Source organism: Pectobacterium jejuense (assembly GCF_026800125.1).
Classification (GTDB): Bacteria; Pseudomonadota; Gammaproteobacteria; order Enterobacterales; family Enterobacteriaceae; genus Pectobacterium; species Pectobacterium jejuense.
Genome location: NZ_JAPQKX010000007.1, coordinates 180502 through 206528, shown reverse-complemented (window position 1 = coordinate 206528; position 26027 = coordinate 180502). Strand labels below are relative to the sequence as shown.

Annotated in this window: 24 protein-coding genes; 15 read left to right on the top strand and 9 right to left on the bottom strand. The window is 53.4% G+C overall.

Going from position 1 to position 26027, the window contains the following annotated elements; all coding sequences use genetic code 11:
- The first annotated feature begins 125 nt into the window (after positions 1–125).
- The 3 genes from NXT09_RS14670 (at position 126) to NXT09_RS14660 (ending at position 3449) form a co-directional block, all read left to right on the top strand.
- Positions 126–1196, top strand: a complete 1071-nt coding sequence (locus NXT09_RS14670; protein ID WP_268580133.1) for a sugar phosphate isomerase/epimerase family protein — start codon at positions 126–128, stop codon at positions 1194–1196.
- Positions 1193–2344: a Gfo/Idh/MocA family protein gene (locus tag NXT09_RS14665; RefSeq protein WP_268580132.1), complete on the top strand. Its 1152-nt coding sequence runs from the start codon at positions 1193–1195 to the stop codon at positions 2342–2344. Before NXT09_RS14670 ends, NXT09_RS14665 begins: the two co-directional genes overlap by 4 nt.
- A 124-nt stretch (positions 2345–2468) precedes the next feature.
- Positions 2469–3449 carry a LacI family DNA-binding transcriptional regulator gene (locus NXT09_RS14660; protein WP_268580131.1) on the top strand — a complete coding sequence of 327 codons (981 nt, stop codon included), beginning with the start codon at positions 2469–2471 and terminating at the stop codon, positions 3447–3449.
- A 72-nt stretch (positions 3450–3521) separates the two neighbouring features.
- Here the strand turns inward: NXT09_RS14660 and NXT09_RS14655 are convergent, their stop codons facing one another.
- From NXT09_RS14655 to NXT09_RS14635, 5 genes are all read right to left on the bottom strand, one after another.
- A complete protein-coding gene (locus NXT09_RS14655) occupies positions 3522–4385 on the bottom strand; it encodes a sugar phosphate isomerase/epimerase family protein (RefSeq protein ID WP_174877594.1) in 864 nt (287 codons plus the stop codon).
- A 237-nt stretch (positions 4386–4622) separates the two neighbouring features.
- The gene (modC, locus tag NXT09_RS14650; protein WP_268580130.1) at positions 4623–5681 is read right to left on the bottom strand and encodes a molybdenum ABC transporter ATP-binding protein ModC; all 1059 of its coding nucleotides are present in this window, start codon (positions 5679–5681) and stop codon (positions 4623–4625) included.
- Positions 5681–6370 carry a molybdate ABC transporter permease subunit gene (modB, locus tag NXT09_RS14645; RefSeq protein WP_039473842.1) on the bottom strand — a complete coding sequence of 230 codons (690 nt, stop codon included), beginning with the start codon at positions 6368–6370 and terminating at the stop codon, positions 5681–5683. Before modB ends, modC begins: the two co-directional genes overlap by 1 nt.
- Entirely contained in the window at positions 6370–7140 is a 771-nt protein-coding gene (gene modA / locus NXT09_RS14640; protein ID WP_095698904.1) for a molybdate ABC transporter substrate-binding protein, read from the bottom strand. The genes modB and modA overlap by 1 nt, the downstream gene beginning before the upstream one ends.
- 145 nt (positions 7141–7285) lie before the next feature.
- Positions 7286–7441 carry an AcrZ family multidrug efflux pump-associated protein gene (locus NXT09_RS14635; protein ID WP_039482693.1) on the bottom strand — a complete coding sequence of 52 codons (156 nt, stop codon included), beginning with the start codon at positions 7439–7441 and terminating at the stop codon, positions 7286–7288.
- 196 nt (positions 7442–7637) lie between these two features.
- Here NXT09_RS14635 and modE point away from each other — a divergent pair, with 196 nt between their 5' ends.
- From modE to gpmA, 10 genes are all read left to right on the top strand, one after another.
- A complete protein-coding gene (gene modE, locus NXT09_RS14630) occupies positions 7638–8429 on the top strand; it encodes a molybdenum-dependent transcriptional regulator (RefSeq protein WP_268580129.1) in 792 nt (263 codons plus the stop codon).
- Between the two features lie 40 nt (positions 8430–8469).
- On the top strand, positions 8470–9945 hold the full coding sequence (gene modF, locus NXT09_RS14625; RefSeq protein ID WP_268580128.1) for a molybdate ABC transporter ATP-binding protein ModF: 1476 nt from the start codon (positions 8470–8472) through the stop codon (positions 9943–9945).
- A 198-nt stretch (positions 9946–10143) separates the two neighbouring features.
- Entirely contained in the window at positions 10144–11163 is a 1020-nt protein-coding gene (galE, locus tag NXT09_RS14620) for a UDP-glucose 4-epimerase GalE (RefSeq protein WP_268580127.1), read from the top strand.
- 125 nt (positions 11164–11288) lie between these two features.
- Complete coding sequence (gene galM, locus NXT09_RS14615) at positions 11289–12335, top strand: galactose-1-epimerase (RefSeq protein ID WP_268580126.1); 1047 nt, start codon at positions 11289–11291, stop codon at positions 12333–12335.
- 138 nt (positions 12336–12473) lie between these two features.
- A complete protein-coding gene (locus NXT09_RS14610) occupies positions 12474–12926 on the top strand; it encodes a hypothetical protein (RefSeq protein ID WP_205552487.1) in 453 nt (150 codons plus the stop codon).
- Between the two features lie 74 nt (positions 12927–13000).
- Positions 13001–13354, top strand: a complete 354-nt coding sequence (locus NXT09_RS14605) for a copper-binding protein (protein ID WP_205552489.1) — start codon at positions 13001–13003, stop codon at positions 13352–13354.
- Positions 13355–13366: 12 nt separating this feature from the next.
- The gene (locus NXT09_RS14600; protein ID WP_268580125.1) at positions 13367–14626 is read left to right on the top strand and encodes a TolC family protein; all 1260 of its coding nucleotides are present in this window, start codon (positions 13367–13369) and stop codon (positions 14624–14626) included.
- Positions 14623–16125, top strand: a complete 1503-nt coding sequence (locus NXT09_RS14595) for an efflux RND transporter periplasmic adaptor subunit (protein ID WP_268580124.1) — start codon at positions 14623–14625, stop codon at positions 16123–16125. Before NXT09_RS14600 ends, NXT09_RS14595 begins: the two co-directional genes overlap by 4 nt.
- A complete protein-coding gene (locus NXT09_RS14590; protein ID WP_268580123.1) occupies positions 16122–19259 on the top strand; it encodes an efflux RND transporter permease subunit in 3138 nt (1045 codons plus the stop codon). The genes NXT09_RS14595 and NXT09_RS14590 overlap by 4 nt, the downstream gene beginning before the upstream one ends.
- A 137-nt stretch (positions 19260–19396) precedes the next feature.
- Positions 19397–20149, top strand: a complete 753-nt coding sequence (gpmA, locus tag NXT09_RS14585; RefSeq protein WP_010285317.1) for a 2,3-diphosphoglycerate-dependent phosphoglycerate mutase — start codon at positions 19397–19399, stop codon at positions 20147–20149.
- A 61-nt stretch (positions 20150–20210) separates the two neighbouring features.
- Here gpmA and aroG read toward each other — a convergent pair whose 3' ends face one another.
- Entirely contained in the window at positions 20211–21266 is a 1056-nt protein-coding gene (gene aroG, locus NXT09_RS14580; protein ID WP_039275579.1) for a 3-deoxy-7-phosphoheptulonate synthase AroG, read from the bottom strand.
- Between the two features lie 295 nt (positions 21267–21561).
- On the opposite strand from aroG, the gene zitB reads away from it, so the two are divergent.
- A complete protein-coding gene (gene zitB, locus NXT09_RS14575; RefSeq protein WP_268580122.1) occupies positions 21562–22512 on the top strand; it encodes a CDF family zinc transporter ZitB in 951 nt (316 codons plus the stop codon).
- A gap of 7 nt (positions 22513–22519) precedes the next feature.
- Here zitB and pnuC read toward each other — a convergent pair whose 3' ends face one another.
- Together pnuC and nadA are read right to left on the bottom strand one after the other, a co-directional pair.
- On the bottom strand, positions 22520–23245 hold the full coding sequence (gene pnuC, locus NXT09_RS14570; RefSeq protein WP_268580121.1) for a nicotinamide riboside transporter PnuC: 726 nt from the start codon (positions 23243–23245) through the stop codon (positions 22520–22522).
- 58 nt (positions 23246–23303) lie between these two features.
- Complete coding sequence (nadA, locus tag NXT09_RS14565) at positions 23304–24365, bottom strand: quinolinate synthase NadA (RefSeq protein ID WP_268580120.1); 1062 nt, start codon at positions 24363–24365, stop codon at positions 23304–23306.
- Positions 24366–24587: 222 nt separating this feature from the next.
- On the opposite strand from nadA, the gene NXT09_RS14560 reads away from it, so the two are divergent.
- Positions 24588–24986, top strand: a complete 399-nt coding sequence (locus NXT09_RS14560) for a YjaA family stress response protein (RefSeq protein WP_268580119.1) — start codon at positions 24588–24590, stop codon at positions 24984–24986.
- 14 nt (positions 24987–25000) lie between these two features.
- Here the strand turns inward: NXT09_RS14560 and NXT09_RS14555 are convergent, their stop codons facing one another.
- Positions 25001–25717, bottom strand: coding sequence for a DUF554 domain-containing protein (locus tag NXT09_RS14555; protein ID WP_010285311.1), 717 nt, complete (start codon positions 25715–25717; stop codon positions 25001–25003).
- Positions 25718–26027 lie beyond the last annotated feature (310 nt).

The window sequence follows — 26027 nt, the reverse complement described above, 5'->3', positions numbered from 1 at the left end:
TGAGACAGATTAGTTAACGAGAAAATGGGATGAGGTCGCCTATGGCACCTCATCCCACTGCATTCTCCACTATCGCAATCGCGCAACGGTATTCATGACCACACCCGTTGCCAAAGGAGGTAATAATGAAGACGTTAAAAGGACCGGGTATTTTTCTCGCCCAGTATATTGGCGATCAGGCTCCCTTTAACACGCTGGAAAATCTGGCGCAATGGGCAGCCGGATTAGGCTTTAAAGCGCTACAAATCCCCTGCAATCACCCGCATATTTTCGATCTGGCCACGGCCGCCGACAGCCAAACTTACTGTGATGATGTGAAAGGCCTGTTAGCGCAGCATGGGCTGACCATCAGCGAACTCTCGACCCATCTGGAAGGGCAACTCGTTGCCGTCCACCCTGCGTATGACGATGCTTTTGACGATTTCGCACCACCGGCTTACCGCAGCAATCCGCAGGCTCGTCAAGAGTGGGCTATTGCGGCAATCAAGCAGGCTGCAAAGGCCTCTTCACGCTTAGGACTAAACGCCCACGCGACGTTTTCCGGTGCGCTGGCCTGGCCCTATTTTTACCCCTGGCCACCGCGTAAAGAAGTCCTGATCCAGGAAGCCTTTAAAGAACTCGGTCGCCTGTGGACGCCGATCCTCGACTGTTTTGACGAGCACGGCGTGGATGTGTGCTACGAGTTGCATCCGGGAGAAGATTTACACGACGGTGTGACCTTTGAACGCTTCCTTGATGTCGTCAATCATCACCCGCGCGCCAACATTCTTTACGATCCTAGCCATATGCATTTACAGCAGATGGACTACCTCGGCTTTATCGATCGCTACCATGCACGAATCAAAGCGTTCCATGTGAAAGATGCGGAATTTAACACGTCGAGTACAAGCGGCGTCTACGGCGGCTATCAGTCATGGGCTGAACGCGCTGGGCGCTTCCGCTCACCGGGAGATGGTCAAATCGATTTCGGTGGCATCTTCAGCAAGCTGGCCCAATACAACTACGACGGCTGGGCGGTACTGGAGTGGGAATGCTGCCTGAAAGACAGCAATTGCGGGGCGAAAGAAGGAGCGGAATTCATCAACCGCCACATTATTCCCGTTGCAGGACGCGCTTTTGACGACTTCGCCGCAACCAGCGACGATCGTCCGTTAGTCAGAAAAATGTTGGGATTAAAAGAGGAGAGCGCAGAATGATTCGCGTTGGCATTATTGGTTCCGGTTTTATTGGCCCAGCACATCTTGAGGCGATTCGTCGCCTTGGTTTTGTTGAGGTGGTGGCACTGGCGGAAAATTCACTCGATCTGGCGCAACAGAAAGCGCGTCAGCTCAACATTCCCCATGCCTACGGCAGCGTCGCTGATTTGCTAAATCATCCCGGTATTGATGCGATCCATAACTGCACGCCGAACCATCTCCATGCGGCGATCAATAAGCAGATTATTCAGGCAGGCAAGCACGTCTTTTCGGAAAAGCCGCTGTGTATGACCAGCGAGGAAGCACGTGAGCTGGTGGCGCTGGCGGAAGAAAAAGGCGTTGTTCACGGCGTCAGCTTTGTCTATCGCCAGTTTGGCATGGTGCAGCAGGCTGCCAGCATGATTAAGCGTCAGGAGATCGGCCGCGTCTTTGCGGTACACGGCGGCTATCTGCAAGACTGGATGCTGCGCGACACCGACTATAACTGGCGTGTTGAACCGGAGTACGGCGGCGTTTCCCGCGCGGTGGCCGACATCGGCTCGCACTGGTGCGACACGGTGCAGTTTATTTCCGGTCGGAAAATTGTCGAAGTCTTCGCGGATTTAGCCATCGTCCATCCGATCCGCAAATCCAATCGGAACGGTACGGCCACGTTTTCGTCATCTGATGCACCGCCAGAGTACGATGACAAACCGGTCAAAACCGAAGACTACGCGACCGTTTTGCTGCGCTTTGAAGATGGCAGCCGCGGATCCTTTACCGTTTCTCAGGTCAGCGCTGGCCGGAAAAACCGTCTGACGTTTGAAGTGAATGGCAGTGAACAGTCGCTGGCGTGGGATCAGGAAACGCCGCAGCAGCTGTGGATCGGTCATCGCGATAAAGCGAATCAGGTGTTGTCGGACGATCCTGGACTGCTGAACCCAGAAGCTGCTGCCGCCGTTCACTTCCCCGGTGGGCATATCGAAGGCTGGCCGGATGCGTTCAAGAACATGATGGCGAACTTTTATACCTATCTGCGCGACGGCAAACAGCCGGGCGTCGATTCGTTCAACTTCGCCACCTTCTACGACGGCGCAAACATCATGTTCATCATTGACGCCATTGTGCAAAGCCATCAGCAACAAACTTGGGTGAAGGTCGCCAACTAAGGCATAAAGCCATTTATTTTCTCACGATATTCATCCCGCAGGTGCGATGCCTGCGGGATGCAGCCAGAGATATTTATGGTAATCTGCTCAGCCAAGCATAAGTAGCGTGAGTGCCTTCTGAATTATGTCGATTCAAAAAATAGCACGGATAGCTGGAGTCTCGGTTGCCACCGTTTCACGGGTGTTGAACAACATTGATACCGTGAAGCCGCAAAACCGGGAACGTGTTCTCAATGCGATAAAAAGCAGCAATTATCAGCCGAACTTACTGGCCCGGCAGCTACGCACCGCGCGAAGCCAGATGCTATTGGTCATGGTGTCCAACATTGCCAACCCCTTCTGCGCCGATGTCGTGAAAGGCATTGAGGCGGAAGCGGAAGAAAACGGCTACCGCATTCTTCTGTGTAATTCTGGTGCCGATATAGTTCGCGCCCACTCCAGCCTGCAACTGCTGTCCGGTAAAATGGTCGATGGCGTGATCACCATGGACGCCATTTCAACGCTGTCTGCACTTCAGGACATGATTGGCACCGCGCCTTGGGTGCAGTGCGCTGAGCATGACGATACATCTGCCATTTCATCCGTGGGTATTGATAACGCCGAAGCGTCCCGTTTCGTGATTAATCACTTTATTGGCAAAGGCCGCCGCCGTATCGCCATGATTAACCACGACATGAATTACCTCTACGCCCAGCAGCGAGAGAAAGGCTATCGTGACGTTATCGCGGAGAATGGGTTTAATTACGGCAAAGTCGAATACGCCAGCACCCTGAGCTACTCTGGCGGAAAGACCGCAATGAACGCGCTGCTTAACGATCCAGAGCGGCCAGATGCCGTCTTTGTGGTGTCCGATACGTTGGCTGCGGGTGCACTGTCGGCAATCTGTGAGGCGGGGCTGAGTGCGCCGCAGGATATTGCAGTGATCGGTTTCGACGGCTCGGAGCTGGGTTACATCACCTCGCCTCAGCTCAGTACGATTCAGCAGCCGTCCGCACATATCGGCAGAGAGGCCGTGAAGTTGTTATTGCAACAGATCGACCAGCCTGCCAGCGAAACAGAAAAGCGCTTACTGGAATGGACGTTTGTCGAACGGGCATCCAGCTAACCCAGATAGAATAAAACCAATCCTTTTTCATATCTGACAACCTGCGGTCCGCTGACCGCAGGTTGATAGCTATTACTTACTTTTTATCTTACTCAGCTTTTCATACAGCGACTGGTAAGCTGCGGAAACAATGGCCTGTGGATCTTTCGGCAAGTCATGCTCCGCAACAAACCACTGGGCACCCGCCTTAGAGGCAGCAGGAAGAATCTCTTCCCACGCCAAAATGCCCTCGCCCGGTGGGGCAAAGTTCATTTCATCATCGCGGATGCCGATTGATGTATTGTCTTTCGCATGAATTGAATAAATGCGCCCTTTGTACTGGCGCAGGAGACGCACAGGATCCTGTCCTCCGCGAGATACCCAGGCAACATCCATTTCCAGCATCAGGTTTTCTGGCTCTGCAGCATCCATCATGATTTCCAGCGCTGTTTTACCGCGATATTTCTTCATCTCGAAATTATGGTTGTGATAAGCCAGCTTCATGCCCTGCTTCTTCAATTCACGTCCAAGATCGTTCATTTCCACACCAAAGCGCTTCCAGCCCTCTGCGCTATCAGGTCGGTCTTCTACATTTAGCCACGGCACGATAATCATGCTGTTGCCGATAGCTTTGTTAAAGGCTACAACCTCAGCCATATTGCTTTTCAGTTCACCAAACTGGACATGCGCAGCCATGGCTTTCAACTGATACTTTCCTAGTAACCCCTTCATTTCTGACGCACTAATGTCATGCGTCCCCACTAGCTCAACCGCCTTAAATCCGGCGTCTCGCGCCATGGAAAATTGCTCATCGAGCGTATTCAAGCTGCGCAGCGTATACATCTGCAACGCTATTTTTTGGTTTTCTGCTGGACGCTCGGCAAGCGCCAAACCCGATGAAACCATCAACAATAGCGGTATAGCAAACGCACGGCGCAATAACGTCATACAAGGCATGTCCTTCTCCTATTTTTATCCCGTAGCACAGGTGAAAACAAAAAGTAATCGATTACTTTTTATGATGAAAAAATAATAACGCGGGGATAATTTATCTGACTACGTTGTTCACGCGGTAGAAAAAACGAATTGAAAATCACTCTCAATACTCGTTTTGTTATCTTAGTCACAGAATATCGACTGATTCACGAGATAGACCGAGCGATGTAAGCGCCTGCTCCATCGCTCGGCCTGTGCTTACGCAGTAATCGACACGCTCTTAATCTGCGCGTAGATCGTTTGACCGGGATGAAGCGCGAGATCATCCCGAGCCCACGGCGTGATACGGGACCACAGCGTCTGCTGGCCGACCGCAAGTTTCACTTCAACCTGTTCGTCGACATCAATGCACTCCTCCACGCTGGCGCGCAGCACATTACGGATGCTGCTTTTTTCCGGTGGCTGTAGCACCAGAGAGACATCGGCAGCATTCACGCGAATGCGTAACGCGGCGTCCTGCGGGAGTTCGACTTTTCCAACCCACACCTGCTGGTCACCTAATGCCAGTGCCGTCATCGAGTAATGCTCATGCTGAGCCAACACGCGCGCACTCAGAATACTGCTCTGTTCGTCTTTCGGTAACCACGGGCGTAGCGCGCTGCTGGCCCACACCTCTTCCAACAGCCCCTGCGCTTTCACTTTGCCTTTATCAAGCACCACGACATGATCGGCTAACCGGACAATCTCTTCCAGACTGTGGCTGACATACAGGATCGGAATATTGACTTCTTTCGCCAGACGCTCCAAATACGGCAACAGCTCGCGCTTTCTGGGTAAATCCAGCGACGCCAGCGGTTCATCCATAAGCAGCAGTTCCGGTGCGGTCAGCAACGCCCGACCAATAGCAACACGCTGTTTTTCGCCACCGGACAGCGTCCGTGGATAGCGATTCAGCAGCGGCTCAATACCCAGTAATTGGACGATGTCATCGAACTGCGATTCCATTGTCTCCGCCATGCCGTAGCGCAGATTACCGCGCACGCGATAGTGCGGAAACAGGCGAGCATCCTGAAACACATAGCCGATTCGCCGCTTTTCCGGTGGAAGAAAAACACGCTGCTGCGTATCCACCAGCACATGCTCATTGAGCACAATTCGCCCGCCATCTGGGCGAGTCAGGCCAACAACGGCGTTGATCAGCGAGGTTTTCCCTGCCCCCGATACGCCGAAAATCGCGGTAATACCGTTCGCAGGCAGTTCAGACTGAACGCGAAGTTCGAGACTACCCAGCTGTTGATGAAAATCGAGTTGCAGCATTATCCCCCCAACCGCTTGCGGCTCCAGTTTGTTAGCCATTCCGATGCTAACAGCGCAGCCAGCGACAAGACGATGGCAATAATACACAGCCTTGCTGCATCAGCCTCCGCGCCGGGAGTTTCAATCAGGGTATACATCGCTAGTGGAATGGTTCGGGTTTCGCCGGGGATATTAGAAACAAACGTAATGGTCGCGCCAAATTCGCCAAGCGAACGGGCAAACGCCAATACGGTTCCAACGACAATCCCAGGAAAAGAGAGAGGTAATGTGATGGTGAAAAACACGCGCCACGGCGAGGCACCCAGCGTTCGAGCAGCCTGTTCCAGATGCTTATCGACAGCATCAAGCGACAGCCGGATCGCCCGAACCATTAGCGGAAATGCGACAATCGCCGATGCTAATGCGGCACCGCGCCAGCTAAAACTAAAGCTGAAGCCGAACCAGTCATAGAGCCAGGAACCGATTACGCCGCGTCTTCCCATCGCCACCAGCAGCAGATAACCAATAACCACTGGCGGCAACACCAGTGGTAAATGGATAATGCTATCCAGCAGTGATTTGCCGGGGAACCGACAGCGCACTAAAATCCACGCCATCAGTATCCCAAACGGCAAGCTGCATGCCACAGCCACAACGGAAACTTTGAGGCTCAGCTCAACCGCCTGCCATTCGTAATCACTCAGCATCATTAACGCGGCGCGAAGCCGTAACGTTTAAATACCGCTGCTGCTTCTGGCGTTTTCAGATAGTCATAAAAACCGGTAACCGCCGCATTTTTATGCTCTTTAACTATTGCCATTGGATATTCGACAGGCTTGTGGCTCGTCGCTGGGAATGTACCGATGACCTTAACTTTGTCGCTGGCAACCGCGTCAGAACCGTAAACGATACCCAATGGTGCCTCTTCACGCTCCACCAACGCCATCGCTGCACGTACGTTGTTGGCGCGCGCCATCAGCGGGGAGAGTTCATCCCAGGCTTTCAGATTCTGTAAAGCTTCTTTGGCATAGATCCCAGCAGGTACGTGATCCGGGTCGCCAACGGCCAGACGTCCGCCTTTCAGCAGGCTTTTCCAGTCGGTTTTATCGTCAATCTTAATTTCTTTCTGCGCACTCGCCTTCGGCGCAATCACCACCAGCTCATTGCCCAGCAGCGTGTGACGCGTAGCGGTATCCATCAGGTTTTTATCCTGCGCGTAATCCATCCACTGCTGGTCAGCGGAGATGAACAGATCGGCAGGTGCACCTTGCTCAATCTGGCGTGCCAGCGTTGAGGATGATGCGTAAGACGCCACGACAGCGACGTTTTTCTCTTTCTGATATTGCGTAGCGATTTCTTGCAACGCATTCGTTAGTGATGCCGCGGCGAACACGGTAACTTTATCTTCTGCCACAGCGGGCAGTGCCATTCCTGCACTGAGGGTCAGTGCGGCAAACCATTTCAACCATTGCTGCTTCATTCTCGTCTCCTGACAATTATCGTTGTGTAAATAATGATATAACGAATCATAAAGCAGTGTCATGCGCTTTAAAGAGGTAGATGTGGGAGGTAGAAAAGAAATGTCCGGCCAGAAGCCGGACATCAAAATAGGAAAGGATCGTGAATCAGTGCTGATTCTTTGCGCGCTGGCCGTCGGAATGACCGATGCGAGACAACACGTTAAACACTTCGCCAAGGCAATAAATTGAACCCATGATAACTACCATCATCACTGGAACCATGGCAACTGCAAACAGCAGGCTCTTCAACAACTCCAACATGCTTACCTCACTTATTGCAACGGTTACCGCTACTTTAGCCCTTCTACTGCGCTATTTCACTGTAAGCCGAGATCGTCGTAATTGCCACGTAGTCTACCGCAGTAATAGAAAATAGTGCGTCTATTTGTGCGATTTGCCCCTGATGAAGAAAATAGCGACAATACAGAGAATTAAACTCACCGACGGTGCCCTCACTATGCAGGCTGAAATTCTTCTCACCCTGAAACTCCAACAGCGTTTATTCGCCGATCCGCGGCGCATTGAATTGCTCAAGCAAATTCGTCATACCGGTTCAATCAGCCAGGGAGCCAAGCTGGCGGGGATTAGCTATAAAAGCGCATGGGATGCCATCAATGAGATGAACCAGTTGGCCGAGCAGACCATCGTCGAACGTATGACTGGCGGCAAAGGCGGCGGCGGGGCTCAGCTCACCCGCTACGGCGAACGTCTTCTCCAGTTGTACGATTTGCTCGCGCAGATTCAGCAAAAAGCCTTTGATGTCTTACAGGAAGACGGTCTGCCGTTAGATAGCCTGCTGGCAGCCATCGCGCGTTTCTCGCTGCAAACCAGCGCCCGTAATCAGTTTTTTGGAACCGTGCTCGCACGCAGTGAAGAACAGGTGCAACAACATCTGGATATTTTACTCGCCGATGGTAAAACAACGATCAGCGCCCTGATTACGCAACAAAGCGCCGAGCGCCTGCAATTACAGAAAGGGAAAGAGGTGTTGGCACTGATTAAAGCACCGTGGATCGATGTGTACGCTGCCACGTCCGACGCCCCCGAAGTCGATAATGTTTTGCCTGGGCAAATTAAGGCCATTCAGCACGGTGTAGAAAACAGCGAAGTTCTGATTACGCTGACTGGGGGCGAAACCCTGTGTGCTATGGTGCCGAATGCCTTGTTTGAGCAGCAAAAGCTGCAACAGGGAACAGATGTGAAAGCCTGCTTCAATGCTGACCGGGTTATCATCGCCACACTTTGTTAATGTCGCTTTAGCGCTATCGCCGTCTGACGAAGGATAGAAAATGTCATTGTTAAAAATCACTCAGGGGCTGTTTCGTCTCAGCGACACCCGCATGCTGCGTCTGGACGACCTGACGCTCGAACAAAACCAGTGCTGGGCCTTTGTCGGGGCCAACGGAAGTGGTAAATCTGCACTGGCGCGGGCGCTATCCGGCGAACTGCCAATATTGCGTGGTGAACGAACAACGGGATTCCAACGCCCCGTTCGACTGTCGTTTGAACAATTACAAAAACTGGTTTCTGACGAGTGGCAGCGCAATAACACCGATCTGCTCAGTGAAGGTGAAGACGATACTGGCCGCACCACGGCAGAAGTGATTCAGGATAGCCTCAACGATCCCGCGCATTGCCAACAACTGGCACACCAGTTTGGTATTGCACATTTGCTGGAGCGCCGCTTCAAGTACCTCTCTACGGGGGAAACCCGTAAGGCGATGCTGTGTCAGGCGCTGATGACTCAGCCCGACCTGCTGATTCTCGACGAACCTTTCGATGGGTTGGACGTTGTCTCCCGCCAGCAGCTTGGCGATGAGTTGAGGAAACTGGCAGGCACCGGTTATACGCTGGTGCTTATTCTGAATCGCTTTGACGACATCCCTGACTTTATCAACCATGTCGGTGTACTGGCAGACTGTACGCTGACCCGCGTCGGCGAGCGTGAAACGATCCTCTCTGAAGCGCTGGTGGCTCAGCTCGCATTTAGCGAAAAACTGTCGGGAAGTTCGCTGCCAGAACCGGAAGATCCGCAGCGGTATATGACGCTTCCTGCTGACGAGGCACGCATTCGGCTGCGTAACGGCGTGGTGCAGTACAACGATCGCCCTATTCTTCACGAGCTGACGTGGGAAGTGTTGCCCGGTCAGCATTGGCAGATTGTTGGGCCAAATGGCGCGGGGAAATCGACGCTGCTCAGTCTGATTACAGGCGATCATCCGCAGGGCTACAGTAACGATCTCATGCTGTTTGGCCGTAAGCGCGGCAGCGGTGAAACCATCTGGGACATCAAGCGCCACATCGGTTACGTCAGCAGCAGCTTCCATCTGGATTACCGCGTCAGCACCAGCGTGCGCAACGTTATCCTGTCAGGCTTTTTTGACTCTATCGGAATTTATCAGGCCGTTTCCGACCGCCAGCGCCACCTGACCGAACAGTGGCTCACTCTGCTTGGGCTCAATGGCGCTATTGCCGATACCCCGTTTCAGTCGCTCTCCTGGGGTCAGCAGCGTCTGACGCTGATTGCCCGCGCGTTAGTCAAACACCCCGCCCTACTCATTCTTGATGAACCGCTACAGGGGCTTGATCCGCTCAATCGTCAACTGGTGCGCCGCTGGCTGGATATCCTGATTGGCGAGGGCGAAACGCAGTTGCTCTTTGTCTCGCATCACGCGGAAGATGCGCCCGAGTGCATCACGCATCGGCTCACTTTCGTCCCGCACAACGATATCTACCGCTACCAGATTGACGTGTTATGTAGATAACGTCTAAAAACAGGGATGATAACGCTACCACAAAATAAAATGTAGGGTAGAAAGCCAGGCTCATTTACACTGTAGCCTATGCTTCACTCAGTTTATTCGTAAAGAAACCATCGATAACAGAGGCAGATTCTCGCTGTAGATCACCTTTTTCAGCATCTAGCCATGTTATTTTGCAGTATTGCGATAATAGAGGTCATTATGAACGTTCTTGTTACAGGTGGTAGCGGTTACATAGGAAGTCATACTTGCGTACAATTGCTGGCTGCCGGGCACACTCCCATCATTCTCGACAACTTGTGCAACAGCAAGGCTAGCGTCGTTAAAACCATTACACGCTTAACCGATAAGACACCCGTTTTTTATCAGGGCGATATCCGCGACAGCGCGCTGCTGGACGATATTTTCGCTAAACACGCCATTGATTCCGTCATCCACTTTGCCGGCTTAAAAGCCGTGGGCGAGTCAGTGCGTGAACCGCTGAGCTACTATGACAATAACGTCTACGGTACGCTCGTGCTGGTAGAGGCGATGAAGAAAACAGGCGTGAAAAACCTGATTTTTAGCTCCTCCGCCACCGTCTATGGCGATCAACCGCTCACGCCCTATCAGGAAAGTTTCCCCACAGGGCATCCAGCCAGCCCTTATGGTCGTAGCAAGCTGATGGTCGAGCAAATCCTGCAAGACTTACAGCATGCAGAACCGGAATGGAGTATTACGCTGTTGCGGTATTTCAACCCAGTTGGTGCCCATCCATCGGGTGAGATGGGTGAGGATCCACAAGGTGTGCCCAATAACCTGATGCCTTACATCGCTCAGGTTGCTGTCGGGCGTCGCGATTCGCTGGCGATTTTCGGTAATGACTACCCTACCGCTGACGGCACTGGCGTACGAGATTACATCCACGTCGTCGATCTGGCCGACGGTCATATCGCCGCCATGAACACCCTGCAAAATCGTGCTGGCGTGCATATTTATAATCTGGGCGCAGGTGTAGGCTACAGTGTATTGCAGGTCCTCGAAGCCTTTAGCCAGGCCTGTGGCAAACCGCTGGCTTACCATTTTGCCCCGCGTCGTCAGGGCGATCTGCCTGCTTATTGGGCTGATGCCGAGCGTGCAGCGAAAGATCTTAACTGGCGAGTCACACGCTCACTGCAAGAAATGGCGCAGGACACCTGGCGCTGGCAGTCCAACCACCCCAATGGGTTCGACGAAGAATGACGGCGATTTTTCACGCCGAGTGACAAATTAGAGGAAGCGCAGCAGAGCTGATTTCTGCAACCTTCCCCTATTTGCAACCATCGGCCAACCCTCTCTATCTTCTCAGGCCTCTACAGGAGCAAGTCATGTTGAATGAAAGTCTTAGCACGCTGGCACCAGATGGTCAGCAGTTTCAATTAACGACCTTGCAGAATCAGGCAGGTATGCGCGTGCGCCTGATGGACTGGGGTGCAACCTGGCTTTCCTGTGAGCTGCCGCTACCAGAGGGTGAGGTGAGAGAAGTCTTATTGGGCTGTGCCTCACCCGAGCAGTATCCGCGACAAAGCGCTTATCTCGGTGCATCGATTGGTCGTTATGCCAACCGCATAGCCAAAGCCACATTCAGTCGAGAGACCGAAACGTTCCATCTGGTTCCCAACCAGAATGAGCACCAGTTGCACGGTGGCCCGGAAGGCTTTCATGCCCGCCGCTGGCGAATTGCCAGTCAGGATGCAGCGCAGGTGACGTACCAGTTGCACTCACCGGATGGCGACCAAGGATATCCAGGGCATCTCAACGTACAGGTGACCTACGCGCTGACCGAACATAATTCGTTGGAAATCTCATATCAGGCAACCGTAGAGAAAGCCTGCCCCGTTTGCCTGACCAACCACGCCTATTTCAACCTTGATGGCGATCTGACTGACGTCCGTAAGCACCAGTTGCAGCTGTTTGCCGACTATTATTTGCCGGTTAATAGCTCGGGTATTCCCAACGCCGATCTGACACCAGTAAACGCTACCGGAATGGATTTCCGCCAGCCAAAAACGCTGGAAGAAGATTTCCTGCGCGACAGCGATCAAATGGCCGTCGGTGGCTACGATCACGCATATTTATTGCATCGCACCTGCGGTTCCAGCGAAAGCCCGGCTGCCAATTTATGGTCATCCGATGGCCGCGTGCTGATGAGCGTCTTCACCAGTGCTCCCGCGTTACAGCTCTACAGCGGCAACTTTCTGGCTGGAACGCCCTCACGAGACGGCGGTCAGTATGAAAACTATGCCGGTGTCGCACTGGAAAGTGAATTCCTGCCGGACAGCCCGAATCACCCCGACTGGCCGCAGCCCGACTGCTGGCTGAAACCGGGGAAAGTCTACCGCTCGGATACCACGTACCAGTTTCTCGTACAGTAACCGAACGGCAAAACATAATTAACTCATTGATAACATTGGCAGATAACTTTCTGCCAATTTACAAAACTATGCTATTCCCCGCTTGCCCCCTTCCCACTCAGACGCATACACTGCCAAAACTTCCAAAAAGGAAACGCCATGTCCGCATCATCACGGTCTCCATTATTCATTCATCATCTGCGCCATAAAGGCAGGTGGGGATGGTTATTGGCGCTGTGCTGGTTTTTCCTGAATGCACAACTGGCTATCGCAGGTCATCAATGCGATATGACGATCAGCCAGACATCCCCCGCACTCCAGCATCAGGCACACCTGCAACAGGCTGACGTTCAGCCGTTATCGTCTCATGCTCAGCATACGGCTAAAGCGTCTTACGTTGCCGATCAGCAAACGCCGCTGTGCGAAAAACACTGCGTGCCAGATAGCATGAAGCAGGATAATGGCTCGCTGGCATTATTAGCGCTGCCGGTCAGCGGTGAGCTGGTCTTAGCGGATAATCCTGTCACCCTTAGTCCAGAATCTGATGTCTGGCTCTCGCCTCCTGCGGTCGGCCCTCCGGCTGAAATCCGCTTCTGCCGATTCAGAGAATAACCCAAGCCATTGATAACCCCTGCGCCAGCGGGCGCAACATCTTGTTTATCAATTATTTTTATTGGGATTATTTTATGCGTATCACTTATATCGCTATGATCAGCGGACTGATTTTTTCTGTTTCTTCCTTCATCTTCCCCGTGTGGGCAAACGACCATCAGCACCACGCGATGATGCCGGCAATTCCTCCAGCGGCTACGGCAGCCGTTTATCAAACCACCGGGATTGTTAAGCAGTGGAACGCCGACAGCGTCACGCTCTCTCACGCGCCGATTGCCGACCTCAAATGGCCTGCCATGACGATGGCCTTCACGCTGCCATCCAGCGGTGAAATAACGCCTCTGCCTGTCAACACCCCGGTTACGTTCAGCTTTATCCAGAACGATAGCGGCTACATCCTGACCGCGATTACGCCACAGCAGCCTTAACCGGAGTACATCATGAACTTATCCAAACACGACGCCGTGCGCGCGTGTCTGGCGATGTTGCTGTGGCTGCCTGCAGCTGTCTTTGCGGCAGATCTGACTCTTGAACAGGCTTTACAGGCGGCGGAGCGTTACTCCGCTGACTTGTCAGCCAATCAACACCAGATTAATGCGCTCCAGAACATGGCCGACTCTGCCACGCAGCTTCCCGATCCAAAGTTGAAATTTGGCGTCGAAAATTTGCCATTGGGCGGTAACAACGGTAGCCGACTCACGCGTGAAGGGATGACGATGCAGCGTATCGGCGTCATGCAAACCTACGTCAGCAGCCGTAAGCGCGATAGCAAGGCGCAGGCCATTCGGGTTGAAGCCGATGCGTTGCAAAGTAATAGCGAAAGTATTCGTGCCCGCCTGCAACGGGAAACGGCACAGGCATGGCTGGATCTGGCACTCTCGCAGAAAGCATTGGCCGAAGTGACCGCGCTGGTCAACGAAAGCCAGCGGCAGATTGCATCGCAAAAAGCGAGTGTGGCGACGGGCAGTGAAGCCAGTAGCGTTCTGGATGCCCGTCTGACGCTGGCAACTATGCAGGACAGACTGGCCGATGCCGAGCGGGATACCCACATCGCACATGCCCGACTGGTGCAGCTTACCGGCATGGCGGATATCAACGTGCACGGAGAACTACCCCACTTTGAACGGCTGCCTGCTTCACCGGAGGTGCTGGGCAACGCCATTCATCAGCATCCAGAAATGCAACAGGCGCAGCGTGAAGCCGAGCTGGCTCAGGCTCGTTCCGCACAGTCGGCCGTTGCCGCCATCCCCAATGTCGATGTTGAAGTCTATTACGCGAAGCGCGGAGATGACTATGACGACATGGCGGGAATGATGGTGACGGTCGATCTGCCGCTGTTCACATCCAAACGTCAGGATAAGGACTACGCCGCAGACGTCTCACGCAGCATGGAAGCGCGCGACAGAGTCTTGCTCACCGAACGAGAACATCAGGCGCAGCTCGATACGCTGATTGCTCAATATCAAGCTGCACAGTCACGCTGGCAGCGTCAGAGCAACGAAGTTCTTCCGCTACAACAGCAGCGCATCAAACTGATTCAGGCTCAGTACCAATCCGGCAGCAGTAACCTCTCTGCCGTACTGGATGCCCGAAGGGCGCTGCTCGAAAGCCGGATCGCCGTTCAGGATACCGCACGGGAGATGGCCCAATATTGGGCCGCTATCCGCTATCTGACGCCACAAGGAAGCCCTACGCGATGAGCAAAACAGTCACGAACAAATCCCTGATATTTAGCCTGATGACGCTGGCTATCCTCAGCGCGGGTGGCGTGGGCTATCTGGTGGGTAAACAGCAAACGCCGCTTTCCCCCTCAGCCACAGAGCCAGAACGTACCGTTCTCTATTGGTATGACCCGATGGTGCCGGATAAACGCTTCGATAAACCGGGGAAATCGCCCTTTATGGATATGGAACTGGTGCCCCGCTACGCCGATGAAGCGCAGGATGACGGCGGTATTATGGTCAGCGCTCGCCAGCAGCAAAACCTTGGTGTTCGCACGGCGCGCGCGGAAATGCGCGAACTTGCCGACCGCAGCACGAGTTACGGTACCGTCACACTCAACGAACGCGGATTACACTCGCTGGTCGCACCCAGCGGCGGCATTGTCGAAAAGCTCACGGTGAACGCGCTGCAACAGCAGGTAAAAAAAGGCGAAACGCTGGCGACATTGTGGAACCCGACCTGGGCGGCGGCACAGCGCGAATATCTGGCGGTACGGCAGTTGGGCGACGACATGCTGACTCAATCGGCTCGCCAGCGGCTGGCACTGCTCTTCATGCCGGAAGCGATTATTCGGCAGGTCGAGCGTAGCGGAAAACCGCAGGACAGGATCGCGATTACCGCACCGGAAGACGGCTACGTGAATAAGCTGGAGGTACGGCAAGGCATGCAGTTAAGCCCTGCTCAGCCGCTATTCGAGCTTGCCAGTCTGAACCCGGTTTGGGTGGATGTCGATTATCCCGAAGCGCAGGCGGCGCAGCTAACGATTGGCAGCGACATCAGCGCCGCCAGCAGCGCCTGGCCGGGTAAAACCTTCCACGGCAAAGTCAGCGAACTGCTGCCCGTGCTGGATAGCACTACACGCACACTAAAAGCGCGCGTGGTACTGGATAACCCGCAACAGCAGCTTAAACCCGGTATGTACCTGACCGTGCAGCTTTCGCACACGCAGGCACAGCCGCGTCTGGCGATCCCGCAGGAGACGTTACTAGTCAGCGGTAGCCAAAACCGGGTCTTACTGAGTGATGGAAATGGTCATTTTACCCCGCGTAACGTCACGGTGGGCGCATCGCTAGGCGACTGGGTCGAAATCCTCGATGGACTGAAGGCCGGTGACAACGTGGTCACTGCCGGTCAGTTCCTGATTGATTCCGAAGCCAGCCTGCGCAGCGCCTTACCGCAGTTTGATGCGGAGACATCGGCAAACCCGGCAACGCCAGCTGCGCCCGTTGGCTATCACACTCAGGGAGTCATCAGAGCGATAAATGGCAATCAGGCCACCATCGGACACGAAGCGGTTCCGGCACTCAACTGGTCGCCGATGACGATGGACTTCACGCTGCCACCATCGGGGTTGCCTCAGGGGGTGGGAATTGGCAGCACCGTGCGTTTCCAATTCAACATGGACGACAGCGGGATTCACGTCCTGAATTTTTCCACCACTGACGATCCGCATGCTGGGCACGGAGGCCATCCATGATTGCCTACGTGATTCGCTGGTCGCTCAAAAATCGCCTGCTGGTTTTACTGGCGGCGCTGTTCATGGCGGCGTGGGGCCTGCTGTCGCTACAAAAAACGCCGCTGGATGCTCTTCCCGATTTGTCTGACGTGCAGGTCATCATTCGCGTCAGCTATCCGGGAAAAGCACCACAGGTGGTGGAAAATCAGGTGACCTACCCGCTGACGACCACCATGCTTTCCGTTCCGGGAGCCAAGACGGTACGGGGCTTCTCCATGTTCGGCGATGCCTACGTTTATGTGCTGTTTGAAGATGGCACCGATCCTTACTGGGCGCGTTCTCGCGTGCTGGAGTATCTCAGTCAGGTGCAATCCAGCCTGCCAGCCGACGCCAAAACCTCACTCGGCCCGGATGCCACCGGCGTCGGCTGGATTTACGAATATGCGCTGGTCGATCGCAGCGGCAAATACAGTCTGGCCGACCTGCGCGGCTTTCAGGACTGGTTGTTGAAATATGAGCTAAAAACGGTTCCTGATGTGGCGGAAGTCGCCAGCGTGGGCGGCATGGTCAAACAGTATCAGATCGTCGTCGATCCAGAACGTATGCGGACGCAGGGCATCACACACCAGCAGATCGTCAGTGCCGTGCAGGCAGCCAATCAGGAAAATGGCGGTTCCGTGCTGGAACTCGGCGAAGCGGAGTACATGGTGCGCACCACGGGTTACCTGAAAAGCACGCAGGATTTTAACCACGTGGTGATTACCACCCGCAACGGCATTCCCGTGCTGTTGCAGGATGTGGCTACGCTCAGAGAAGGGCCGGAGATGCGGCGCGGCATCGCCGAACTGAATGGCGAAGGCGAAGTGGCGGGTGGCATCATCGTTCTGCGCTATGGCAAGAATGCGCTGAATACGCTGCATGCCGTTAAAGCACGATTACAGGAAATACAGAAAAGCCTGCCCGCGGGTGTAGAAATCGTCCCAACCTACGATCGTTCGCAGTTGATTGAACACGCCATCGATACACTCAGCTTCAAGCTGCTGGAAGAGTTTGTCGTTGTCGCGATCATCTGCGCCCTGTTTCTGTTCCACTTCCGCTCGGCGCTGGTGGCGATCATCAGCCTGCCGCTGGGGATTCTGGGCGCGTTTATCATCATGCGTTATCAGGGGGTGAACGCCAATATCATGTCGCTAGGCGGAATTGCGATTGCCATCGGCGCGATGGTGGATGCCGCGATTGTGATGATAGAAAACATGCATAAAGTCATTGAACAGTGGCGGAATGAGAATCCAGGGAAACAGCCGCAGAACAACGAGTGGTGGCAGCTAGCGGAACGGGCTGCGGTGGAGGTAGGGCCCGCGCTGTTTTGCAGCCTGCTGATCATTACGCTGTCGTTTGTGCCCGTGTTCTCACTGGAAGCGCAGGAAGGCCGCATGTTTTCACCGCTGGCCTTTACCAAAACCTATGCCATGGCCGCCGCCGCCGGATTAGGGATTACACTGGTGCCGGTGTTAATGGGGTATTTCGTTCGCGGCAAGATACCGGACGAACAGGCGAACCCGATTAACCGCTGGCTGATTGCAGCCTATCACCCGGTGCTGCAAAAGGTGCTGAGCTACCCGAAAACCACGCTGTTGATTTCCGGCTTGCTGTTGCTGTTGACGCTCTTTCCACTCAGCCGTCTGGGAAGCGAATTTATGCCACCGCTGGATGAAGGCGATCTGCTGTATATGCCTTCCACCCTGCCCGGCATCTCCGCGCGAGAAGCGGGTCGCCTGCTGCAACAAACGGACCGACTGATTAAAACCGTGCCCGAAGTCGAATCGGTTTTCGGCAAAGCAGGCCGTGCCGAAACGGCGACTGACCCGGCACCGCTCACCATGCTGGAAAGCACGATCAGGCTGAAGCCACGCGACCAGTGGCGCGAAGGCATGACCATGGACAAGCTGGTGGCCGAGTTGGACAGCACCGTCAGCCTGCCGGGCATCTCCAACGTGTGGGTGCCACCGATTCGCAACCGGCTGGACATGCTGGCCACCGGCATCAAAAGCCCGGTGGGCATCAAGGTTAACGGCAATAATCTGGCAGACATTGAGCGTACCGCCGCACAAATCGAGCAAGTGGTGAAGCAAGTTCCGGGCGTGACATCGGCACTGGCGGAACGGCTGGCGGGTGGGCGTTATATCGATATTGATATCGACCGTCAACGCGCCGCGCGCTACGGTGTGTCCGTCGAGGAACTTCAGTCGGTCGTCGCTACGCTCATCGGCGGGCAGAACATCGGCGAAACCATTGAAGGCCGTCAACGTTATCCCATCAATATCCGCTACCCACGTGAATTACGCGATTCGCTACAAAAATTGCGTGACCTGCCCATCGTAACAGCCAACGGTAGCAGAGTGACGCTGGCTGAGCTGGCTGATATTCGCGTCAGCGAAGGGCCACCGATGCTGAAAAGTGAAAACAGCCGCCTGTCGGACTGGATTTATGTCGATCTGCGCGGCCGCGATCTGAAGTCTGCCGTTGAAGACATGCAGCAGGCCGTTGCCCAACAGGTCGCGCTGCCGGAAGGTGTTTCACTGAGCTGGTCCGGTCAGTTTGAGTATCTGGAACGCGCCACGGAGAAAATGAAAGTCGTCGTACCCTTTACGCTGCTGATCATTTTTGTGCTGCTGTATGTCACCTTCAACCGCATCAAAGACGCATTGCTGATCATGGCAACCTTACCTTTCGCGCTGATTGGCGGCGTCTGGTTGCTTTATATCCTTGGCTATAATCTTTCTGTAGCTGGTGCCGTGGGCTTTATTGCACTGGCGGGCGTGTCGGCGGAATTCGGCGTCATCATGCTGCTCTACCTCAATCATGCAGTAGAGAAACACCGCGTGGCAGGTCAGGCGCTGTCACGCCAGCAGTTGATGGATGCCATCCACGAGGGAGCGGTTCTGCGCGTACGGCCAAAAATGATGACCGTCGCAACGATTATGGCAGGGCTGCTTCCCATCATGTGGGGTGGAGGCAGCGGATCCGAAATCATGCAGCGGATTGCCGCACCGATGATCGGTGGGATGCTCAGTGCCCCTCTGCTGTCGATGCTGGTAATCCCTGCGGTCTATCTGTTATTGCACAAGGGGGATTCCGGTTTGCTGAAACGGTAAAGCCAGAGCGTGATTTTACGCAAATAACCTGCGGATAAATCACGCTTTCCATCGACTATCGATTGCCGATAACCGTTCTCCACCCCTATAATGAAATCAGTTATCACAGAAATCTTAGGATAGGAAGGAGTTTAGCTATGGCTGTAACTAAGCTGGTACTGGTAAGACACGGTGAGAGCCAGTGGAACAACGAAAACCGCTTCACAGGCTGGTACGATGTCGATCTATCCGACAAAGGCCGTTCAGAAGCCAAAGCCGCAGGTCAGCTGCTGAAAGACGAAGGTTTTGCCTTTGATTTCGCTTATACCTCTGTGCTGAAACGTGCCATTCACACACTGTGGAATATACTGGACGAGCTGGATCAAGCCTGGTTGCCAGTTGAGAAATGCTGGAAACTGAATGAGCGTCACTACGGTGCGTTGCAGGGCCTGAACAAAGCCGAAACCGCTGAGAAATACGGTGACGAGCAGGTTAAACAATGGCGTCGTGGTTTTGCAATTACGCCTCCAGAGTTAACGCGTGATGACGAACGTTTCCCGGGCCACGATCCGCGTTACGCTTCTCTGAGCGACAAAGAGCTGCCACTGACTGAAAGCCTGGCGCTGACCATCGACCGTGTTGTGCCTTACTGGAACGAAACTATCCTGCCACGCGTCAAAAGCGGTGAGCGAGTGATCGTTGCGGCTCACGGTAACTCACTGCGTGCGCTGGTGAAATACCTGGATAACCTGGGCGAAGACGAAATTCTGGAACTGAATATCCCAACTGGCGTGCCGTTGGTCTATGAGTTCGACGAGAACTTCAAGCCGATCAAACGTTACTACCTGGGCAACGCAGACGAAATCGCTGCAAAAGCTGCCGCAGTAGCGAATCAGGGTAAAGCGAAGTAATTTACCCCTGAATGAGAAAAACCCGGCCTGTGCCGGGTTTTTTTATAGCACGCTATCGATATTACTTGTTACGGCGTTCGCGTACAGCAGACGCTAACTGGCGTAGCAGGGATTCAGTGTCTTCCCAGCCAATGCAGGCATCGGTCACGCTGCGGCCATAAACCAGCGGTTCACCGCTTTCCAGATTCTGGTTGCCTTCGACCAGATGGCTTTCCACCATCACGCCCATAATCGCTTTCTCGCCCTGTGCGATCTGCCCACAGACATCAGTACAGACATCCATCTGCTTTTTGAACTGCTTGCTGCTGTTCGCGTGGCTGAAATCGATCATGACCTGCGGTGTCAGACCCGCTTTTTCCAGACCAATCTTCACGTCTTTCACGTGTTCAGCGCTGTAGTTCGGCGTTTTACCGCCACGCAGAATGATGTGGCAATCGTTGTTACCGCTGGTGTTCACGATAGCCGAATGGCCCCATTTGGTCACAGACAGGAAGCAGTGTGGCGCGCTGGCGGCGTTAATTGCATCAATCGCGACTTTGATGGTGCCGTCGGTACCGTTTTTAAAGCCGACAGGGCATGACAGGCCGGATGCCAGTTCACGGTGTACCTGAGATTCCGTCGTACGTGCGCCGATAGCGCCCCAGCTCATCAAATCCGCCATATATTGCGGCGTGATCATGTCCAGAAACTCACCCGCAGCCGGCAAACCGATGTCGTTAATTTCCAGCAACAGCTGGCGTGCAATGCGCAAGCCGTCATTGATCTGGAAGCTATTGTCCATGTGCGGATCGTTGATCAGCCCTTTCCAACCAATCGTGGTACGAGGTTTTTCAAAATAAACCCGCATCACCACTTCCAGATCGTCACTCAGCTCGTTACGCAGCGTCAGCAGACGCGCGGCATACTCTTTTGCTGCTTTCGTGTCGTGGATCGAGCAAGGACCAATCACCACCAGCAGGCGGTCGTCATTGCCGTTAAGAATTTTATGGATGGCAGTACGCGCGAACGATACCGTTTCCGCTGCCTTCTCCGTGGCTGGAAACTTTTCTAGCAAAGCAACCGGCGGCAAAAGTTCATTAATCTCTTTAATTCTTAAATCATCATTTTGGTAATTCATAAATAAATCCATCGGTTCCGAAACGGTATGTTAGCCCCATCCAATACGCGCCATCCCGCTATATGGGTCGCCTGAGAAACGGGATGTTTCATATTGAAGATTGATTATTATATGTCAAGCTGGTGTTGTCAGGGCGCTGAAATCAGCGGGATTTACGCGATCAAATGCTCTCAGATGCCGCATCCGTCCTATTTTCATCAGAAAATAGCTCAACCGACAGATCGGGTGAATCACAGAATAGGTTTTCTCTGTGGGTTTCAGTAAAGTGGGATAAAACCGCAATTCAGGGTGATCTATGGCACATAATCACAGCCACACGGAATCCGGCAACAGTAAACGTCTGCTGGCCGCGTTTATCATTACCGCCACATTTATGGTGGCAGAAGTCATTGGTGGACTGCTGTCCGGTTCCCTCGCGCTGCTGGCAGATGCAGGCCATATGTTGACGGACGCCGCCGCGCTGTTCGTCGCGCTTATCGCCGTACGTTTCGCACAGCGTAAGCCCAATGCACGCCATACCTTTGGCTATTTGCGACTCACGACCCTCGCCGCCTTTGTGAACGCGCTGACGCTGATACTGATTACCGCTTTCATCTTCTGGGAAGCTATTCAGCGCTTCTATGATCCCCAGCCCGTTGCGGGCGTGCCGATGCTGCTTGTCGCCGTTGCCGGTTTGGTGGCAAATATCGTGGCATTTTGGCTGTTACACCACGGCAGTGAAGAGAAAAATATTAACGTCCGCGCGGCGGCCCTGCATGTGCTGGGCGATCTGCTCGGATCCGTTGGCGCGATTGCCGCTGCCATTATCATTCTTTATACCAACTGGACGCCAATCGACCCGATTCTCTCTATTTTGGTGTCGTGTCTGGTGCTGCGTAGTGCGTGGGCGTTATTGAAAGAGAGTATTCACGAGTTGCTGGAAGGTACGCCCGGGCAGCTTAGCGTTGAGGTTCTACAGAAAGATCTGACGCTGAATATTCCCGAAGTCAGGAACATCCATCATGTCCATTTATGGCAGGTCGGCGAAAAACCGATGATGACGCTGCATGCGCAGGTGATTCCACCTCACGATCACGATGCGTTGTTAAGACGGATTCAGGAATATTTACTGAAGCATTACCAGATTGAACACGCGACGGTGCAAATGGAATATCAACGCTGTGATGATGACCACTGCACTTTCCACTATCAGGAAAGTCAGCATCATGAAAGCCATGATGCTGACGGCCACCACCACAAGCATTAAGTTTGGACTACACGCCGCGTGAAACCGCGCTGACGCGGTTTTCCTGCGCGCTCTTAATCCACAGCCAAGAGCCGTTCAGGGCAATCAGCGTCAGGATGGCGTACTCTACCGCCATCGCATACACGCCCTGATAAGCAAAAATCACCACGCTTATCACATCAATCACCACCCACAGCAGCCAGTTCTCGACGTATTTACGCGTCATCAGAATCATCGCCACGATCGACAATACCATCATGGTGGAATCCCAGAATGGGAACGCATCTGGCTGGAGATTCGGCATCTGCACAGACAACCCTAATCCCTGCATACCGGAAACGGCAATGCGCGTCAGCACAGCAAACACCGCATCAATGTAAAACGTCATCAAGCCAATCGCGATAATACACGCCACCGACCAGCCAATCAGTTTCTGCACTGGCAGCCATCGGATGCGCAACTCCACTTCCTGCGAATCCGTCTTACGCGTCCAGGCATACCAACCATAAATATTGGCGGCAAAGAAGAAGATTTGCAGCAACAGGCTGGCGTAAAGCTGAATCTGGAAAAAGATCACGGCAAACAGCGTGACGTTAATCAACCCAAACAGATAGTTGATGGTTTTTTCCTGACTCGCGAACCAGATACACAGCAGGCCAAACAGCGTGCCAATCGCCTCAATCCAGGAAAGATCGTATCCCCCTTCCCCCAAAGGAATATGAATTAATATATTGCTGGTACTAAAAAAATCCATCTCATCACCCTGTCTCAATTATTGTAAAAAAACGCTATCAAGATGCCTAAGATCTCCGTCAGGCATTCCCTTTCACACGCAATTTTAGCGAAGCCGCAAAATCCAGCATGCGATTCAGCGGGATTAACGCGCCTTCTCGCAGGGCGGCATCAACATGAATCTCATGAGCGTCACCGCCTTGCTCCAGACCGTTAGCAATCGCCTCCAGCCCATTCATCGCCATCCACGGGCAGTGGGCACAGCTACGGCAGGTGGCTCCTTCGCCCGCTGTCGGCGCTTCCAGCAGCGTTTTCTCTGGGCAGGCCTGCTGCATCTTGTAGAAAATGCCGCGATCGGTCGCCACAATCAGTTCGCGCTGTGGCAGCGTTTTCGCCGCCTGAATCAGCTGGCTAGTTGACCCAACGGCGTCAGCCATCTCTACCACACTCTGTGGCGATTCTGGATGGACCAAAATTGCCGCGTCAGGGTACAGGATCTTCATGCGCTTCAGCGCCTGCGTTTTAAATTCGTCGTGCACAATGCACGCGCCCTGCCAGCACAGTACATCCGCCCCTGTCTGCTTTTGTACATAGCTGCCCAGATGACGGTCCGGTGCCCAGATAATCTTTTCTCCCAGGCTATCCAGATGCTCGATCAATTCCACCGCAATGCTGGATGTCACCACCCAATCGGCTCGCGCTTTCACCGCCGCGGAAGTATTGGCATACACCACCACCGTTCGGTCCGGATGCGCATCGCAAAAACGGCTGAACTCATCGACAGGACAACCGAGATCGAGCGAGCATTCTGCTTCCAGCGTGGGCATCAGAATCGTCTTCTCCGGGTTGAGTATCTTGGCGGTCTCTCCCATAAAGCGGACACCTGCCACCAGCAGCGTTGATGCCGAATGGGTGCTGCCGAAGCGCGCCATTTCCAGCGAGTCCGCTACACAGCCGCCAGTTTCTTCCGCCAGCGCCTGAATTTCAGGATCGGTATAATAGTGCGCGACCATGACAGCATTTCTTTCCCGCAGCAGCGTTTTTATCCTGCTACGATAGTGCTGTTTTGCATCAGCCGATAAGGGTCTGGGCTTCGGCGGAAAGGGATAAATGGTCTCATTGCTATCAAAAAGGATACTCATTATAAATTTCCACGATGACAACTCGGGTTGTAACATCAGATACTCATTAATCATCAGCACTGACGTTTTTTATCCTAAACAAAATACCGAAAATCCGCCCTAAAGTCGCGGTGTTTTTTCCAAAAAACCCACCATTTTGTTTAATATGCTTAAAATCGTGATATGAAATGCGTAAGTGGCATGACTTGTAGAAAGTAGAAAAAAGACAAGGAGAGAAATGGCATGGCCAGCCTCTATATCAGAATCTATCGCAATACCCTGACCGTCAGAAACGTGGACACAAAACAAGAGGCAACAGAACAATCAGAAACGCCTTTTACCACCACGCGCTTACTACTCGGGCAGATGATTCCAGCGATGAAGCTCTTGGCTCGGCTCACGCGTAAAGTGGCATCCAAACGATTAATCGATCGGTTCGCCTCGCACAAGGTCATCATCCATGCCATGGAGATGAATGAAGGCGGGCACAGCCAGGTCGAGTTTGCCAGCTACATAGAACTAGCCAAGAGCATCAGCCCGCAAGGAAAGCATATTTATGTCTGTAGCAAAAACGTGCCGCTTACCGATCAGGAAGTGACACAAATCTTTAGCGGCGACATGCCTTCGATCGTCAGCCGCTAATCAGATTCTGCAATTTAAGCGAAGAAGCGATGCCAGTAGAGAGAGATAGGAATAACCAGAACCAATGCAGGCAGGAAGTTAACCACCGCAAATGATTTGATCTGCGCGATCCTCAGCCCTACTGCAATCATGATAATGCCGCCACAGGCAGAAAAGTCCCCCATCGTGATGTCTGTCATAAAGGGCATAATCAATTTGGCAGAGAAGAACAACAGCGTCTGGACAATAATCTGCGGTATCGCGATCGACATCACGGCAAGGCCAAGCGTGATGGAGAAAATCAGCGCGGTGAAAATATCCAAAGCAGATTTGATGATCAGCAGTTGATAATCACCGGTTAGCCCTTCCGTTAACGCACCAACTACGCCGGTCCCGCTGGCACAAAACAGGACGATTAACGCGGTAAAGTTCTGAGTGTAGACATCCTGCGGCAAGCGATGCTCCTGTGCAGGCAGCACGCGGTTTAATCCTTTCTGAATCATCATGCCGGCCCACTGCACGCCGGATTCCATGCGGAGTAGCTCACCTAACGCCACGCCAATCACAATAGCCAGCGCTACCGCAGGCAACTGCTGGACTTTAACAACCAGCGTGATCCCCATTGCAATCGACACCATCGCAAACGCTGGCGGCAGGCCATCTTGCAAACGCTGAGGGATAAAACGACGCAAAGCAATGCCCAGACCACTACCAATCAAGATAGCGGCACCATTAATCAACGGACCAATCATATATCTTCCTAAACAGGGCTACACGCGCTTCCCTGTGGCAATGAATCCATCCCTGCTCGATAGGATTAGAAAACAGTTCCTGGCGGGTTATATAGTCCATAGAGAGGGGTAAAAACCTAATATACCGCAAAGCCTTACCGAGTAGGGAGTGATGATGGGTTTTATCGCATCGATACGGTGTAATCGGTCGTTGTCTTAACGTGGATTTCTGCGAGGAAGGAATGCTACTGCTGAAATGGCGAACCGTGTAGGATGACTCGCTTCGTTCGGCTTGAACCTGCGGCCAATTGGCTAAAAGTCACGATACTTG